The sequence below is a fragment of the Archangium minus genome (genome assembly GCF_044360475.1).
Taxonomy (GTDB): domain Bacteria; phylum Myxococcota; class Myxococcia; order Myxococcales; family Myxococcaceae; genus Archangium; species Archangium minus.
Genome location: NZ_CP043494.1, coordinates 678,039 through 693,540 on the forward strand (window position 1 = coordinate 678,039; position 15,502 = coordinate 693,540).

Annotated in this window: 15 protein-coding genes; 12 read left to right on the forward strand and 3 right to left on the reverse strand. The window is 68.3% G+C overall.

Annotation, left to right across the window (positions count from 1 at the left end):
* Positions 1-343 precede the first annotated feature (343 nt).
* The 3 genes from F0U60_RS02875 to F0U60_RS02885 are packed head-to-tail and all read left to right on the forward strand — an operon-like array spanning position 344 to position 2,546.
* Positions 344-1,054, forward strand: coding sequence for a hypothetical protein (locus tag F0U60_RS02875; protein WP_395813679.1), 711 nt, complete (start codon positions 344-346; stop codon positions 1,052-1,054).
* On the forward strand, positions 1,051-2,022 hold the full coding sequence (locus F0U60_RS02880) for a hypothetical protein (protein WP_395813681.1): 972 nt from the start codon (positions 1,051-1,053) through the stop codon (positions 2,020-2,022). Before F0U60_RS02875 ends, F0U60_RS02880 begins: the two co-directional genes overlap by 4 nt.
* A gap of 26 nt (positions 2,023-2,048) precedes the next feature.
* Entirely contained in the window at positions 2,049-2,546 is a 498-nt protein-coding gene (locus F0U60_RS02885; protein ID WP_395813683.1) for a hypothetical protein, read from the forward strand.
* Between the two features lie 116 nt (positions 2,547-2,662).
* Here the strand turns inward: F0U60_RS02885 and F0U60_RS02890 are convergent, their stop codons facing one another.
* The gene (locus F0U60_RS02890) at positions 2,663-5,383 is read right to left on the reverse strand and encodes an ERAP1-like C-terminal domain-containing protein (protein ID WP_395813685.1); all 2,721 of its coding nucleotides are present in this window, start codon (positions 5,381-5,383) and stop codon (positions 2,663-2,665) included.
* 409 nt (positions 5,384-5,792) lie between these two features.
* Positions 5,793-6,815: a ChaN family lipoprotein gene (locus tag F0U60_RS02895; RefSeq protein ID WP_395813687.1), complete on the reverse strand. Its 1,023-nt coding sequence runs from the start codon at positions 6,813-6,815 to the stop codon at positions 5,793-5,795.
* Positions 6,816-6,998: 183 nt separating this feature from the next.
* Here F0U60_RS02895 and F0U60_RS02900 point away from each other — a divergent pair, with 183 nt between their 5' ends.
* The 8 genes from F0U60_RS02900 (at position 6,999) to F0U60_RS02935 (ending at position 14,153) form a co-directional block, all read left to right on the forward strand.
* A complete protein-coding gene (locus F0U60_RS02900) occupies positions 6,999-7,517 on the forward strand; it encodes a GNAT family N-acetyltransferase (RefSeq protein ID WP_395813689.1) in 519 nt (172 codons plus the stop codon).
* A 17-nt stretch (positions 7,518-7,534) separates the two neighbouring features.
* Entirely contained in the window at positions 7,535-8,683 is a 1,149-nt protein-coding gene (locus F0U60_RS02905) for a pyridoxal-phosphate-dependent aminotransferase family protein (protein WP_395825938.1), read from the forward strand.
* A 27-nt stretch (positions 8,684-8,710) separates the two neighbouring features.
* Positions 8,711-9,421 carry a TIGR02269 family lipoprotein gene (locus F0U60_RS02910; protein WP_395813691.1) on the forward strand — a complete coding sequence of 237 codons (711 nt, stop codon included), beginning with the start codon at positions 8,711-8,713 and terminating at the stop codon, positions 9,419-9,421.
* Between the two features lie 20 nt (positions 9,422-9,441).
* Positions 9,442-10,164 (forward strand): double-CXXCG motif protein, encoded by a 723-nt coding sequence (locus F0U60_RS02915; protein ID WP_395813693.1) that lies wholly within the window; start codon positions 9,442-9,444, stop codon positions 10,162-10,164.
* A gap of 104 nt (positions 10,165-10,268) precedes the next feature.
* A complete protein-coding gene (locus F0U60_RS02920) occupies positions 10,269-11,717 on the forward strand; it encodes a CHASE3 domain-containing protein (protein WP_395813695.1) in 1,449 nt (482 codons plus the stop codon).
* Positions 11,714-12,166: a response regulator gene (locus tag F0U60_RS02925; RefSeq protein WP_395813697.1), complete on the forward strand. Its 453-nt coding sequence runs from the start codon at positions 11,714-11,716 to the stop codon at positions 12,164-12,166. The genes F0U60_RS02920 and F0U60_RS02925 overlap by 4 nt, the downstream gene beginning before the upstream one ends.
* A complete protein-coding gene (locus tag F0U60_RS02930; protein ID WP_395813699.1) occupies positions 12,163-13,785 on the forward strand; it encodes an ATP-binding protein in 1,623 nt (540 codons plus the stop codon). The genes F0U60_RS02925 and F0U60_RS02930 overlap by 4 nt, the downstream gene beginning before the upstream one ends.
* The gene (locus F0U60_RS02935; protein WP_395813701.1) at positions 13,782-14,153 is read left to right on the forward strand and encodes a response regulator; all 372 of its coding nucleotides are present in this window, start codon (positions 13,782-13,784) and stop codon (positions 14,151-14,153) included. Before F0U60_RS02930 ends, F0U60_RS02935 begins: the two co-directional genes overlap by 4 nt.
* Before the next feature lie 4 nt (positions 14,154-14,157).
* On the opposite strand, the gene F0U60_RS02940 is transcribed toward F0U60_RS02935, so the two are convergent.
* Positions 14,158-14,940 carry a GNAT family N-acetyltransferase gene (locus F0U60_RS02940; RefSeq protein ID WP_395813703.1) on the reverse strand — a complete coding sequence of 261 codons (783 nt, stop codon included), beginning with the start codon at positions 14,938-14,940 and terminating at the stop codon, positions 14,158-14,160.
* A gap of 75 nt (positions 14,941-15,015) precedes the next feature.
* Between F0U60_RS02940 and F0U60_RS02945 the strand changes: the two genes are divergently transcribed.
* Positions 15,016-15,474, forward strand: coding sequence for a hypothetical protein (locus F0U60_RS02945; RefSeq protein WP_395813705.1), 459 nt, complete (start codon positions 15,016-15,018; stop codon positions 15,472-15,474).
* Positions 15,475-15,502 lie beyond the last annotated feature (28 nt).

Below are 15,502 nucleotides of genomic sequence, written 5' to 3' on the forward strand. Positions count from 1 at the left end.
GAACGTGCCGCCTGCTCCCGGGTCCCGGTGACGTGGCAGGCCGACGCGGCGTGTGGCCGTTGGTGTCGTCGGTGAGCAGGTAGAGTGCACGCCTTCAGGACCGCGAGTACCCAATCGGGGCGGCCCGCGAGCACCAGGAGTGCGGCTGGACAACCCGGAGATGGGCACCTAGGCTTTCAACGCCTGCGACAGAGGGGGGGAGGCATTCGCGGGCAGATGAGCGCAGACGAGCACGTCCTTCCCCTACGTATCAGGCTGGAATGGGCATCCCGACGTGTTGATCATCCGGAAATCTCAGCTGGAAGCATTTGGTGAAGTGGCGAGGCGGAGCTTCGAGGACAAGATGCTCGAACACCTGGCCGGGTTCTCGCCTCCGCTGGTCGAGGCGGCCGGGGAAGCGCAGTTGAGGAAGAGCATCCACCTCGGTGTCACCCGTGCCGGCCGTTACGGACTGACCCATCAGGGACCCGTCCGGCTGTACCTCGAATTGATGCTGCTGTTCGGCGCCCATTTCGACACGGATCCCCAGTACCCCTGGGCAGCCCGGCTTCTGCTCGACCCGGGCCCGGCCTCCCAGCAGCAGCGCGCGGAGGGGCTCTTCGAGAAGACGCTCGCGCATCAGGCCAGGGCCGTCGGCCCGCAGGATGACTACGCGTCCTGCGTGCGCAGGGCCATCCGGTTCCTCACCGAGATGTCCCTCGCGACCCCCACGGAAGAGAACTTCCTTCCCGACATGCTGCGGGAGCTCAAGAAGGCCGATTCACCCACGTTCGTCCATATCGGCATCGAGGGAGTCGAGGCTCTCATCCGCCGAAGCCTGGAGGCCGCGCGGAGTCATCGGCTCTCCTCCTGCCGAGGAATGGCCTTGACCCTCATGCTGATGTGGGTGTTTGGCCATGGCTGCTTCGAGGATCCACTCCAGCCCTGGATTGCCCAGACCCTGAGGGACACAGCGACGAGCGAGCCGGAGGACCGCGCCAGCCTCCTGAAAGCCAGGGCCCTTGCCTGGCTCGAGCAACTGCTGGCCCACCAGGCCGAGGGGGCGCGGTCATGACCACTCCGGGAAAACCCACCCATCCCAATTCCCAGCCCTCGGATTCGACTCCGTGCGATGGTGCCGCCACGAGTTGCCCGTCGGACGCCCTCATCCGCCGGGAGAACGTCATCTTCGTTGGCTCGGAGTCGGACTACGACAGCTTCTGGCTCAAGATGATGTTCATCGCCGCGGCCTACGTCCTGACCTGCGGAGGGCTTCGGAGCGCCGACAAGAAGACCCTCGCCTACGTCGATATCGAATATACGAGATACGAGAAGCTGGCGTTCGACTATCTCAAAGAGAAGGCGGGCTTCAATATCATCAAACTCGCCAGCTCTAGCGACATCGTGAAACACATCAACACACGCCCCGAGAGCATGGAGGGTGGCAAGAAGGTGAAGCTCCTCCTTCAAGACGTCGCATTCTTCTCCCATGGGGTGCCCGGCGCCATCAAACTCAACTTCAGGGGTCCCATCGGTACTCCCGACATCGACTTCTCGAAATCCGAGCTCTCCGCCACCCGGAAGGACGCCTTCGTGCCGGATGGTCGCATCTATTCCTATGCCTGCCGAACCGGTGTTTCCAAGGTCTGGGAGAGCTTCTCCAGTGATGCAGAGGCCGGCATGGAGGACAGTCTGGCCCAGATGATGGCCAACCATTACAAGGTCGAGGTTCATGCCTTCCTCCGGCGGAGCTTCTATGGGGGCGTGCTGCGAGAGAGAAGCACCTCTTCCGCCATCGCCGAGGCATTGAAGGAAGCTCGCAAGACGCAGGAGGGGCAGGTCATCGACCTTCCTCCCGAGCATCAGGCCCTTCCTCATCCCGGCCTCGCGGATGGATTGTTCTCGGGAGCCGTCAGGGAGGGTACGAGTGAGTATGCCCTCTGGCGCAAGGCGGGCGGTATCCAGTTACCTGGCCCCGGAGAGTCACCCAAGGGGCTCAGCGCCGGCATGCACGTGTTCACCCCCCAATCGTCGCCCTCCTGATGCCAAAGCTTCCCAGGTACTCACGCGTGGCCGCTGGGTTCATCCTCGTGGCGGCAGGCGTCTTCGCGATCAAGTTCGGACTCGAGGCTTCCTACATGATGCAATGCCAGAAACTCACTCAGGAACAGCTCGAGGTGGCGCGCACCCACTTCGACCAGCTCCATCGGTATGTCCTGAGTGACAAAGGGCGGTCCTCCGTACAGTTTCAGTTCAACCTGAGTCCCATGGTGGTGGGCGAATCGCTCTTCGCCATCTACTCCAACCGTACGCTGACAGCCGTCTACCTCGGTCCCTATCAGCCGCGGATTGCCGTGGATATCGACGACAACCTCACTTCGGACAAAGGCTACGATCAGCTCGAGTTCCGGCTCCTCCAACTCGAGAAGCTGCAGGGCTGCCTCTGGGCAAATGAGCGGGGCGAGCCCTACTGGCAGCCGGGAGCACGGATCGCCATCGAGTTCCTGCGGGCACAGGTCCTCGATGAGGACGAGCTTCCCAAGCGCTTCGACGTCACCATCCGTTGACGGCCCTGGCGCGAACGGACCGGCCATCACTGGCGGACGCCGCAATCCTTCGCGCTGGGACATGTTCGCCTGCCCCCAGTGTTCAGCTCGCAGGAGGGGGCCCTCCGGTCGGCGGCTCAGGGGGCCGTCTTCTTCCCCGCTTTGCCGCGGGTACGGAGGAACTCCCGCACGCCCGGCTGGTGGCGGCGATCCGCTTCGATGCACAGCCGGATGGACTCGAGTGCGCGGGAGAGTGAGCGCGGCCCGCCTTCGATGTTCACCACGCGGGGCGTCAACAGGGCCTCGGCCTCGGCGCGACGCTTCTCGTCACAGAGCTCTCCCACCATCTCGATGAACCCGTTGAGCTCGTCGGAGCGCAGCTTGCTGGCAAGCGAGTCAAAGTTCCGCGTGTAGAAGTCCCACGCCTGGGCACGCGACTCGGGGGTGTAGAAGGCAGTGCGGAGGATGCCGCTCGTGTCGCGCACGTCGAACGCGTCTCCGGCCACCAGCGCGAGCGCCTCCTTTAGAATCGCCGGATCGCGGAACGCACCCAGCGTGGCGAGCAGCCTGGAGCGCTCGTTGCGGTCCTTCGTCGCGCGGGCCTGCGCGAGCATCGTGTCGAAGAGGGCGCGGTCTCCGTTGCTCGCCGCCACGCGCAGGGCCGCCCAGACGGTCTCCGGGTTCACGGACTTGCGGTCCGCGAGCCATGCGCGGGCGAGCCGGTTCGCCTCCTGGCTCAGGGCCGCGTCTCCCGCGGAGGCGACGTACCCGACGAGCAGGTTGCGCACCTGCTTCACGTCATCGCTCTCGCCCGGCTTGGGAGTCCAGCCCAGGGCTCGGGCGCGGGGGCCGTAGAGCTCGCGGAGCCACGCCTGGTAGCGTTGACGGTCCTCCTCGGGGAGCAGCTCCCGGCGGATGCTGGAGAGCAACTGGGTGCCGCTCTGGAGGACGAGGCGGTGGGGGTCCGCGGCGGTTGCGGGGACGAGCTTCAGGGCCTCGCCGAGCGGCAGGTCGCCCCGGTCCACGGCGGCCCTCACGTCGGCCAGGAAGGCCAGCTGCTCCGCGGTGGTCCGCGTCCCCTGGGGTGCGGAGAGCAGCCCGGCGAGCTGTTCGCGCGAGTAGCCCACGCGGTAGTAGCCCGTGCCGTCCGCGTTGAGGAGGAGCCACGAGGGGCAGCCCGAGACAGGCAGCTCCAGCTCGCCCGTGGCACCGGTGAGCAACGTGCAGGCGCGTGTGGTGTCCTTGCCTCTGCCGGCGCGTACGCACACGGGGATGTTCCACGTCTGCGCGGTGGTGCCGCTGGAGCCAGCAGGGAGGTAGCGCTCCTGGGAGAGCTTCAGCCGCGGTGCTTTGCCCGCCGCGCACTGCAGCTCGGCGGAGACGCGGGGCACACCCGGCTGGTCAATGTAGCTGCGGAAGACGCGGGCGGCGTCAGGTCCGAGCGAAGCGCTCATCGTGGCGAGGAAGTCCTCCGAGGTGGCCACGCCCCAGGCGTGCTTGTGCACGTGGGCGCGCAGCATGTCGCGGACGCCGTCCCGGCCGAGCCAGCCCTCGAGCATGGCGAGCAGCGCGGCGCCCTTGGCGTAGGTGGTGCCATTGTCGAAGGAGCCGATGATGTCGTCGTTGGTGGTGATGGGCTTGCGCACGGGCGGCGTGGTGGTGAGCGAGTCCGTCTCGAACGCGAACGCGGCGGAGTTGGAGCGGCCCTCCAGCTCGAAGAGCCAGCCCGGCTCGAACTGGTCGGTGATCTTCTGGTCCAGCCAGGAGGTGAGGGACTCGTTGAGCCAGATGTCGTCCCACCACTGGCAGGTGACGACGTTGCCGAACCAGTAGTGGCCCAGTTCGTGGATGGCGATGTTCGCGTAGGACTTGCGGCGCTGCTGCGTCTCCTCGCCCGGGGGAATGAGGGTGAGGGGCTGGCCGAGGGCGACGATGCCGGGGTGCTCCATGGTGCCCCAGAAGCGGGGCACCACCGCCACGTCGAGCTTCTCGTAGGGGTATGTCTGGTCGAAGAAGTCCTCGAGCAGCGTGATGAGGCGCGGGGTGACGCGGACCGCGTAGGCCGTCTCAGCACCGCGGCCACGAGGGACGATGAAGCGCAGCGGGACGTGGGCGCGCCCGATGGGGCCGCCGTCCACCAGGTCAAACGGGCCCACCACGAAGGCCACGAGGTAGCTCGGCATCGGGCGGCTCTCGGCGAAGGTGACGCGCTTGAGGCCTCCGGGCAGCGGCTCCTCGGAGACGACGGCGTGATTGGCGAGCGCCACATGCTCCTGCTTCACCGTGAAGCGCAGGCGCCAGGGCACCTTGAAGCCCGGCTCGTCGAAGCAGGGGAAGGCGCGCCGTGCGTCGATGGGCTCGAAGAAGGTGTAGAGATAGGACTCGCCGCCCTCCTCCACGGCGTAGAGGCCCTGGCTGCGCTCACGGTCCGCGCGTCCGATGAAGGCGAGGGTGAGCTGGGCCTGTCCGGCGCCGAGCGTCTCGGGGAGCAGCAGCCCGAGGCGGCCCTCCGTGGCGGTGACGGTGCGGGCCTCCAGCGTGCGGCCTCCGGTGAGGACGCTTGCGTGGGTTATCTGGAGGTCCTGCGCGTGTAGCCACACCTGGCGCACGGGCTCACGCACGTCCACGTCGATGGTGACGGTGCCGGCGTAGGTGGGCTCCGCGGGGAGGAGCGTCAGGTCCAGCGCGTAGCGCACCGGCCGCACGGAGTCGGGCAGGCGCAGCTGCGGGGGCTCAGGCTCGGGCCACGTGGGAGTGGTGGCCTCGGACGAGGGCGCCCCGGAGGCCGGTGGGGCCTCGGGCGCATGGGTACAGCGGAAGGAAACGAGGGTGACGAGAACGACGAGGAGCCAGCGCATGGTGCGCGAGGCTAGGAGGTTTGCGTCCGAGTGAAGAAGCCGTTTTTGAGTCTTCTGCTCTACCTCTGAGCTACCTCCCCATGAAGCGAGCGGGGAGGACCGGATTCGAACCGGCGACCCGAAGATTAACGTGGGCTTGTGTGGCCTCTTCGGCCGGACGCGAAGGCTGTCAGAGAAGAATGAAACGCCCGAGTGGGGAAGCCGTTGAACTGCTCGATCCTAAATCGAGTGCCTTTACCATTCGGCCACCCAGCGCATGGAGTGCGCCGGGGTTGGATTCGAACCAACAGAGGTGCGTGTAGGACCTCTCCGGACGGGCGTTTCAAAGCGATCGCGGGGGCTTGGGCGAATCCGCCGTCGCTCCCGCCTACACTTGAAGAGACGCGGCACGTGGGCGGGGCCTGACACGCTATTTTCCGGGGGATTTCTCCGGCGCGGGCGCCTGGGGCTTGCGGAACATGGCGCACGGGTCTTCCCGCTCCGCGGCGGGAGTGAACCAGACATAGTCATACGGGAGCTGCCCGGGACTGTCGGAGGGCGCGTAGTCACGTGGCTCGCGGGCCTCGGGAGAGACCTCAATGAAGGCCAGGCTGCGCACGGGGTGCTCGGGCGCACGTCGGACGAGCTGCGCGGGGACGCCGCGGTCCGTGCGGGCGTGGCCGTTGCCCGTGATGAGGAGGGCGCCGTCTGCTGTGGCGGTGGTCAACAGGCGATCGGCCATCTGCGCGTCGCGCGCTCTCTGGGCGAGCACCATCGGGTCGAGCATGGACTCGGGTAGGTGGCCGCAGTGGGACTCGTGCATCTCCGCGCGCATGGCACGCGCGATGTCCTCTGGCAGGGGCGTCTCGAGCCCGAGCCGGTTGCGTGTCTCCGGAGAGAGGGCCTCGGGGCCCCGAGTGACGAGCTCCTTCACCTGGGCGAGCGGGAGGTTGGCGCCGATGATGCGCAGGCCGCGCTCGGTGCCCACGGCGAAGATGGGCCGGTAGAGCGCCCAGTCGGGCCAGCCGCTCTTCTCCCAGGCGACGGCCTGGGCAAGGGCATCCGGCTCCCGAGGCGAGCGGGTGAGTGCCTCGTCGATGACGGGCTGCTGCTCCACATCGAGCATCTCGAAGGCGAGCACGGGCTTGCGGCCGGAGTCGGTGAGTGCTCGCACCAGCTCGGCCTGGAGGCGGTGGTGGTCGGGGTTGTCGTGCTGCTCGCCGAGGAGCACGAAGCGGGCCCGGGAGAGCTCCGCCACCAGCGCGGGCTCCTCCACCCAGCGGCCCTGTCGTGTGTCCCAGACTCTTCCCACCAGCGGATGGTCGCGGTGCAGTGGGCTGCTCCACGCATCGGGCTTGGATTCGGGCGGGTTGCCGCGAGTCGCGGAGGAAGAGGCACAGCCACAGGCCAGGAGGAGGGCGAGGCCGAGTCGGAGAGACGTGGGGGTGCTCATCGTGGGCAGCAGTCAGCCACTTCCCTCGAAGAGGGGCCATGGTCCGGGCGCCGGGGCGCTCAGCGGAGAACACGGCGGACGGGCCCGCCGGGCTCGTTCTTCCGCGACTTGTCCGACTGTTGGACAAGTTCGTGAAGAACGTTGCCGGGAGGTGTCTGTCTTTAAGCGTTGTAGAGTGACGGGATGGAACCCATTGAGTCGGTGATGCTGACGGTAGAGCAGGAGCCCTCCGACGAGGCACTCCGGGCGCTGACGCGGAGCCTGCTGGCGTACAACCATCTGCATGTCCCGCAGGAGAACGCGCGGGCCCTGGCCGTCTTCCTCCGCACGGAGGCCGGGGCCTTGCTCGGAGGCGCCAGGGGCTACACCCATTGGGACTGGCTCTTCGTGAGTCACCTGTGGGTGGACGAGCGCCTGAGGGGAAGGGGTTGGGGACAGCGCCTGATGGCGAGCATCGAGGAGGCGGCGGTGCGGCGGGGTTGCCACGCGGCGCACCTGGACACCTTCAGCTTTCAGGCGCTGGGCTTCTACGAGAAGCTCGGTTACGAGCGATTCGGAACGCTGCCGGATTATCCACGGGGCGAAAGTCGCTACTTCCTCTGGAAGCGCCTTTCGGACAACCCTCCACTCCGGCATGGAGTCCCGGACGGGGGTACGCTACGTCCGTCCACGCCATCAACCGACAGAGAGGAAATTCCGTGAGCGAGCGAGACCTGCTGATGATTCCCGGCCCGGTGGAGTTCGACCCGGAGGTGATGCGAGCGCTGGGCGCGAAGACGGCCAGCCACGTGGCCCCCGAGTTCATCTCCGTGTTCGGCCGGGCGCTGAAGAGGTTGCGCGAGGTGTGCCTGGCGCCCTCGGCGCAGCCCTTCGTGGTGGCTGGCAGCGGCACGTTGGCCATGGAGCTGGCGGTGGCCAACCTGGTGGAGCCGGGCGAGCGCGCGCTGGTGGTGAACACGGGGTATTTCAGTGACCGGATGGCCACGCTGCTCGAGCGCCACGGCGCGGAGGTGGCGCAGGCGCGGTGCGAGCCGGGTGAGGCGCCGGAAGTGGCGGCGGTGGAGCGGATGCTGGCGGATGGCCGCTTCAAGGTGATGACGGTCACCCACGTAGACACGAGCACCGGGGTGCTGGCACCGGTGGAGGCGCTGGTGCGGGCGGCGAACCGGCACGGGGTGCTCTCCGTGGTGGACGGGGTGTGCGCCACTGCGGGCGAGACGTTCCACCAGGACGCGTGGGGCGCGGACGTGTACCTCACCGCGAGCCAGAAGGCGATCGGCGTGCCGCCGGGGCTGGCGCTGCTCACGGTGAGCCCGCGAGCCATGGCCGCGTGGCGGGCCCGTAGGACTCCCGTGCGCTCGCTGTATGCGGACTTCAGTGAGTGGCTCCCCATCATGGAGGCGTACGAGGCCGGCCGTGCCGCCTACTTCGCCACGCCGCCCGTCAACCTGGTGTGCGCGCTGGACGTGAGCCTGGGACAGATTTTGCGCGAGGGAATGGAGGCGCGCTTCGCCCGTCATCGCCGCATGGCTCAGGCCTTCCGTGCCGGGTGGCGAGCGCTGGGATTGCGCACGCTGCCTGTGTCCGAGTCGGTGACGGCGCATACGCTCAGCGCGCTGTACTTCCCAGAGGGAGTGGACACCACGGTGCTCGGCCGGGTGCGCGAGCAGGGCGTGGTGCTCGCCGGGGGACTGCACCCGCAGCTCAAGACGCGCTACTTCCGCGTGGGGCACATGAACGTGGTGAGCCCGGGGGATGTGCTGGCCACGGTGGGCGCGGTGGAGCGGGCGCTCGCGGCGGCGGGGCACCGGGCGGAGCCGGGTGTCGGCGTGGCGGCCGCGCAGGCGGAGTTGGTCGCGGCCAAGTGAGGCGGCTCGGGTGGTAGCGTGGGAGGGATGAGCTTGCTGCCCTCCTGGAGATGGCTGGCGCTTCTGGGCGTGCTGCTGAGCGCCTGTTCGGGTTCGGCCCCCAGCGTTCGTGAGGATGACGAGTCGCTGGAGGCCGTGACCTCGTGGGCGGAGGCCCGCGAGGACCCGAGCTGCGTGGTGCCGCTGTGCGACGCGCGGGGTTGTGCCGTCTGGTGGTGCCGGGATGTGGCGGAAGTGGACGCCCATCCCGTGGTGTTGGCGCAGGCGATGGTGCCGGCTCCAGCGACGCCGGCACCGATGCTCCGCTCACCCCCCTCGGTGGGCACCCCTCGCCGCTGGTGGGGACGCCCGCTGGCTGTGCCCACGGGGGTTGACCCCGTCTTCGAGATCCCCTGGCACAACTGGAACATCCGTGGCCAGTACGCGCCCAGGGCTCTGCGGCCTCCGTGCCTTCCCTCGCGGGAGCCCTTCGAGAAGCACCACATCTTTCCGCAAGCATTGGCGGCGTGGTTCAAGATCAAGAAGATCGACATTCATGCCTATACCATTCGGCTCCCCAAGAGCTTTCACTCCTGGTTGCACAGTGGCGGGTCCCAAGGTGGCCAGTGGAATGACGCCTGGAGGCAGTTCCAGAAGCAGAACGATGGGGCCAATTCGGAGGAGATCTGGCGCTTCGCGGGTCAACTCATGTTGCGCTTCGGTGTGAATGGCCCGCTTGTTCCTTACTACTGCAACTGAGGCAGGCAAGGCGCCTCCCCATGGACTATTTCTTCATCGAGGAAGACAGAGCGTCGGGTTACACGGGGGACGTGAATGCCACGCACAAGTGGCTACTCCCGGGCATCAGCGATTGCCCTGGCTGCAAGGCCACTTGGGGAGGCGGGTCCAAGGCATATCCTTCCGTGGATCTGACTCCAGTGGCGGCCTTGGCTGACTTCGAGGAACCCCGGGCTGAACCCTTCGAGGAATATGAAAGGCTCCGGGAGTTGGTTTTGCCCCTGCTTCCGCCAGGGGCTTTACTGGAGCCGGGTGTCGGCTTCGGTCCCCTCGTAGGCCGGGCGCAGGGTCGCTTTGGGCCGCTCGTGTCACCCGTCCCTTGGTGGTTGCTGGCGCAGCGCGAGGCACTGGAGAAGCTTCAGGCCGAGGGTCTACGCGGTCTCAAGGGCTGCGCCACCCAGCTGCGCTTCCGTCAGCGCAACGCGCCCGAGTTGTTCGAGCTGGAGCTCCTCCCGGTGGGCCGTGCGCACCCGGACTGCCTTCCTTCCAACCGCAAGCCGCCCTGTCCTCGTTGTGGTCGTCACGGTCTCACTCGCCCTGATGACAAGGACCTGCTGCTGGACGCGTCCACGCTTCCCGGTCACCTGGACCTGTTCCGGCTGGAGGACTTCTCCACCGCGATTGTCTGTACCGAGCGCTTCGTCGAGGCCTGCGAACGGCTGGGCCTGGACGGCGTTACGTTCCACCGCCTGGTGAGCGCCTGAGGCTCCTTCTGTCCCATTCCAGGCAAGCCACCGACCCCTGTTCGTCTCCGGGGAGTATGGAACGGGTTGAAGGGACTCCTGCCGGCCCCAACCTTTGAGGGGACGTGTCTTCCACTCTCGCCCATGCGGTTCCTCCGACCGACCCTCGTCGCTTTCGCCGCCTGCTGCTGCGCGCCATCCTGCTGCCGTTGACGCTGTTGCTCATGCTCGCGGTCGTCCTACTTGGGGTGGTGGGCAACCTGGTCAAGACCCAGGAGGAGGCGCGGCGCTCACAGGAGACCCTCACCCGGGTGGAGCGCGTGCGTCAGCTGTTCATCGATCGGGAGACCGGCATGCGTGGCTATCTCCTCACGGGTGACCCCGCCTTCTTGGAACCCTACCAGGCGGCCGGACAACAGTTGCCCCGGTCGCTCGAGGATCTGGAGCACGGCCTGTCGGACGAGCCCATGCAAGGGAGCTGGATGAGGGAGCTGCGCGAGCGCTGGCGGGACTGGGAGCGGGTGGCCGCGGAGCAGCTCTCCCTCTTCCACCAGAAGGGCGAGTGGTTGGCCCTGGTGCGCTCGGGTGCTGGCAAGTCCCGGATGGATGCCATCCGGATGACCCTGGACACCATCGCCGACGAGGAGCGCCAGCGCGCCAGTGTCCGGGGGTTCGAGGCCGAGCGGGCGGGCCGGGTCACCTTCATCGTCGGCGTGCTCTGGACGCTCGTCGTGGGCGTGCTGCTGGCGTGGTTCAGCCGGCGCCAGCTGCTCACTCTGGCGCAGGATTATGGCTCCAGCCTCGTCCAGGTGCGTGCCCAGGCGGACGCGCTGCGCGCCAGCGAGGCCCGATTGGAGGCCCGCGTCGCCCTGCGCACCGCCGAGCTCACCACCGCCAACCAGGAGCTGGAGTCCTTCAGCTATTCCGTCTCCCATGACCTGCGCGCCCCCCTGCGCGCCATCGACGGCTTCGCCCAGGCGATTCGCGAGGACGAGGGCGAGCGCTTGTCATCCGACGGCCTCCAACTGCTCACGCGCCTGCAGGGGGCCACCACGCGCATGGGCCAGCTCATCGATGACCTGTTGAAGCTCTCCCGCGTCACCCGCGCCGAGCTCAAGACCGAGCCGGTGGACCTCAGTGCAATCGCAGGGTCCGTGGTCCAGGAGCTGCGCCAGCGCGAGCCCAGTCGCGACGTGACGTTCTCCCTCCAGCCTGGCCTCACCGCGCGGGGGGACTCGCGGCTGCTCCGGGTGGTCATGGAGAACCTCCTGGGCAATGCCTGGAAGTTCACCAGCAAGCGCTCGGATGCCCACATCGAGTTCTTCGCGGAGACGGCCGACGGGGTGACTCACTACGCTGTGCGCGACAACGGAGTGGGGTTCGACATGGCGTACGCGAGCAAGCTCTTCAGCCCCTTCCAGCGGCTGCACAAGTCCACCGAGTTCCCGGGCACGGGCATTGGCCTGGCCACGGTGCAGCGCATCGTCCATCGGCACGGAGGGCTCATCGAGGCCCTGTCCACTCCGGGCCAGGGGACTACCTTTCGTTTTACCCTCCAGGAGTCGCTCCCATGAGCAGCCAACGTTCCATCCTCCTTGTGGAGGACAACCCGGACGACGTGGACCTCACCCGGCGTGCCTTTCAGCGCGCGGGCTTCACCCAACCGCTGGACGTGGTGGAGGATGGTGTGGAGGCGCTCGACTACCTCTTCGCACGGGGTGCGCATGCGCACAGGGCCAGCGTGCCGCTGCCCTCCCTGGTGTTGTTGGACCTCAAGCTGCCGCGCCTGAACGGGCACGAGGTGCTGCGGCAGATCCGCGCCGACGTGCGCACCCGCTTCCTTCCCGTGGTCATCCTCACCTCCTCGGACGAGGAGAAGGACCTGGTGGAGAGCTACAGCCACGGTTGTAACAGCTACGTGCGCAAGCCGGTGAGCTACACCGAGTTCGTCGAGGCGGCGCGTCAGCTCGGCCTCTACTGGCTGGCGCTCAACCGCGCACCGGAGTCGGGGGTGCATGGATGACGACGCCTTTGCGCGTCCTGGCGGTAGAGGACAACCCGGATGACGTGGTGTTGGTGGAGCGTGAGCTGCGCCGGGGCGGCTTCGCGGTGCATTGCGAGCGGGTGCAGACGGCCGAGGAGCTGCGCGCGGCGTTGAGGCAGCAGCCTTGGGACGTCATCCTCTCCGACTACTGCATGCCCGGCTTCGACGCCCCCTCGGCGCTGCGCGTGGTGCACGACAGCGGCCTGGACATCCCCTTCATCGTCGTCTCCGGCAGCGTGGGCGAGTGGGAAGGCGTGGAGGTGATGAAGGCCGGGGCGCGCGACTACTTCCCCAAGTCGCTCCTCACCCGGTTGCCGGCCGCCGTGTCGCGCGAGCTGGGGGAGGCCCGCATCCGTCAGGAGCGCGCCCGGGCCGAGCGAGACAGGGCGCTGCTGTCGCGCGCCAGCGAGAGGCTGGCGGGCTCGTTGGAGCTCCAGGCGACGCTGGAGCAGGTGGTACGCCTGGCGGTGCCGGAGCTGGCCTCCTGGTGTACCCTCTACTACTCCGATGACGGGAAGACGCTCCGAATGGCGGCGCTGGAGCACGAGGAGCCGGCGCAGGTGGCGCGCGCTTTCGAGATGGCTCGGCGCTTCCCCGTGGATCCGAGCGCGGCCACGGGCCCCGCGGGGGTGTGGCGCAGCGGCGAGCCGCAATTGCTGACGGACGTGCCCTCGTCCCGATTAGAGGTACTGGCGCGCTCCCCGGAGCACCTGCGCTATCTGCTGAGCCTGGGGTTGCGCTCCGTCATCCACGTGCCCCTGCGGGGACGCACGGTGAACCTGGGCGTGATGACGCTGGGCGCTTCGGAGGGCCGGCCGCGCTTCTCTCAATCGGACCTGTCCGTGGCCCTGGAGCTGGCGCGCCGCTCTGCCCTGGCACTGGAGAACGCACGCCTCTACCGCGAGTCCCAGGAGGCCATCCGCCTGCGGGACGAGTTCCTCGCCGTGGCCGCCCACGAGCTGCGCACCCCGCTCACCACGCTGGGGTTGCAGCTGGGCACGCTCGTGCAGCGGGCGCGGCGCGAGTCCTCGGGGGACCTGGCGGAGCGGCTGGAGCGGGGCCTGCGCCAGGTGCGGCGCCTGGGCACGCTGGTGGAGACGCTGCTGGACGTGTCGCGTCTGTCCACCGGCGAGCTGCCCCTGGCCCTGGAGCGGGTGGACCTGGGGGAGCTGGTCGGTGAGGTGTTGGAGCGCTTCGAGGCCGAGGCCCAGGCCGTGGGGTGCGCGCTGAAGTGGGACGTCCCTCGGGGGCTGGTGGGGCAGTGGGACCGAATGCGGGTGGAGCAGGTGGTGTCCGGGCTGGTGGCCAACGCCCTCAAGTTCGGCCCGCGCCAGCCCGTGGAGGTGCGGGTGACCTCGGACGGGAAGGTGACGCGCCTGGTGGTGGAGGACCGGGGTATTGGCATTCCCGAGGACCAGCTCGAGCGCATCTTCGAGCGCTTCGGACGGGCGGTATCCTCGCGCTCGTATGGAGGGTTGGGGTTGGGGCTGTACCTGGCGCGCCGGGCCGCTGAGGCGCACGGAGGCCGCGTGTGGGCCGAGTCGCGCCCGGGCGGCGGAGCCCGCTTCACCCTGGAGTTGCCCATGGAGCCCGCATGACACGCCCCTTGCTGGTGGTGGATGACGACACGGACCTGCGCGAGGCGCTCGAGGAGGTGCTGCGCGACGCGGGCTTCACCGTGCTGGGCGCCTGCAATGGCCGTGAGGCGCTGGAGGTGCTCGCGCGCACGCGGCCGCTGCCTGGCCTGGTGCTGCTGGACATGATGATGCCGGTGCTGGACGGCCACGGCTTCGCCCAGGAGATGCACGCGGTGCCCGAGTGGAAGCACATCCCCGTGGTCATCTTCTCCGCCTCGGCCAGCAACGCCGTCGTGGCCGCCGAGGTGGGCGCGTGTGCCTACCTGCGCAAGCCCGTGGACGTGGAGGTGTTGGTGGAGACGGTGGGCCAGCACCTGCTGCGCGAGTGAGCCCTCAGTCGATGCGGCGCACCCAGTTCCTCCACGCGCCCAGGTCCCGGTAACCGAGCTGCTGGTACAGGCCATGCCCCATGTCCGTGGCCTGGAGGACGGCGACGGTGCAGCCCCGGGCGTGCGCGTCCGCGTGCAGGCCTCTCATCACCAGGGCGCCCAGCCCCCGGCGGTGCGCGTCGGGGTGGGTGGCCACCAGGTAGATGCCCGCGGTGTCGCCCTGTTCGAAGCAGAGGCCCCCGGCGAGGGCCCGGCCGGCCTCGCGGATCAGCACGGCGTGTATTTCGGGAGGCGGCCGGGTGCGCCACGGCTCGATGTGGACGACGCCCGCGCCGCCGTAGAAGAGCGCGTTGAGCGCCAGCACCTCGTCCAGCCGCTCCGGGTGCTCCAGGGTGGTGCCCAGAGGCAGGTGGGGCGGCGTGTGCGCCAGGGGGAGGCCCATCCCCGGGAACTCATCCTCGAGCCGGTGTCCTGCCCGGGCCAGCAGGGCCTCCGCGGCCACGTCTCCCGGTTGCACGAGTACGCGCCAGCTGCGCACCCCCTGCTCGCGGTACCACGCCTCCAGGGACGCGAGGGCTCTGGCGAGTGCCCGGGCCTCCTCGTACAGCACCTGGTGGTGGAAGAGGCTGTGCTCGTACCCAGGCAGGGCAAAGGCCCACACCCCAGGCAACTCCAGCAGCCGCAACGGACCTGTCCTCGCTTGGAGCAGCCGATAGCCCAGGAGGTTGGCACGCAAGCGCGCATTGAGTTCAGCGTCCGTCATGAGCGCCAGGGTAGGCGCTTCCATGCGCTCGCGGGTGGACAGCCGCTGGCAGGAAAATCCCCGATGGGCCCTCTATGAGGTTAGGGTGCAAGCGCTCGCATGGAGCCCCGCTTCTTCGCCTTCGATCCCCGTCCGACGCGCCGAGCCCTCTTCGTGGGCGCGTGCACGCTTGCCATCCTCAGTGCCTGGGCGCTGGCGGATGCCCGGGCGGCTGGTAACACCCCTCTGGCCATGGCCCGAGCAGGCATCACGGGAGGGCTGATGCTCGTCTTCGTCTTCGCCTGGCACCGGCTGCGTCCGCGCCCTGGCTGGGGCATCACCCTGAGCACCCGGGGTGTTCAATTGGCTCGCCCCTTCACGGGCAGTCAGCTCCAGTTGGCCTGGGGGCAGATCGAGTCGGTGCGCCGACTCGGGGCCAAGGGAGAGCTGCTCGGCATCTTCCTGGACGAGGGCGGCCGAGTGCTCGTGACACGGCATCTTTTTCCCTCGCGGACGGTGTTCAGCGAGCTGGCGAGCGCCCTGGAAGAAAGGAAGCCCGCCCCGCGTTATGACGCATAGCGTCGCGCGAGGCATTTCGTGAATCTTT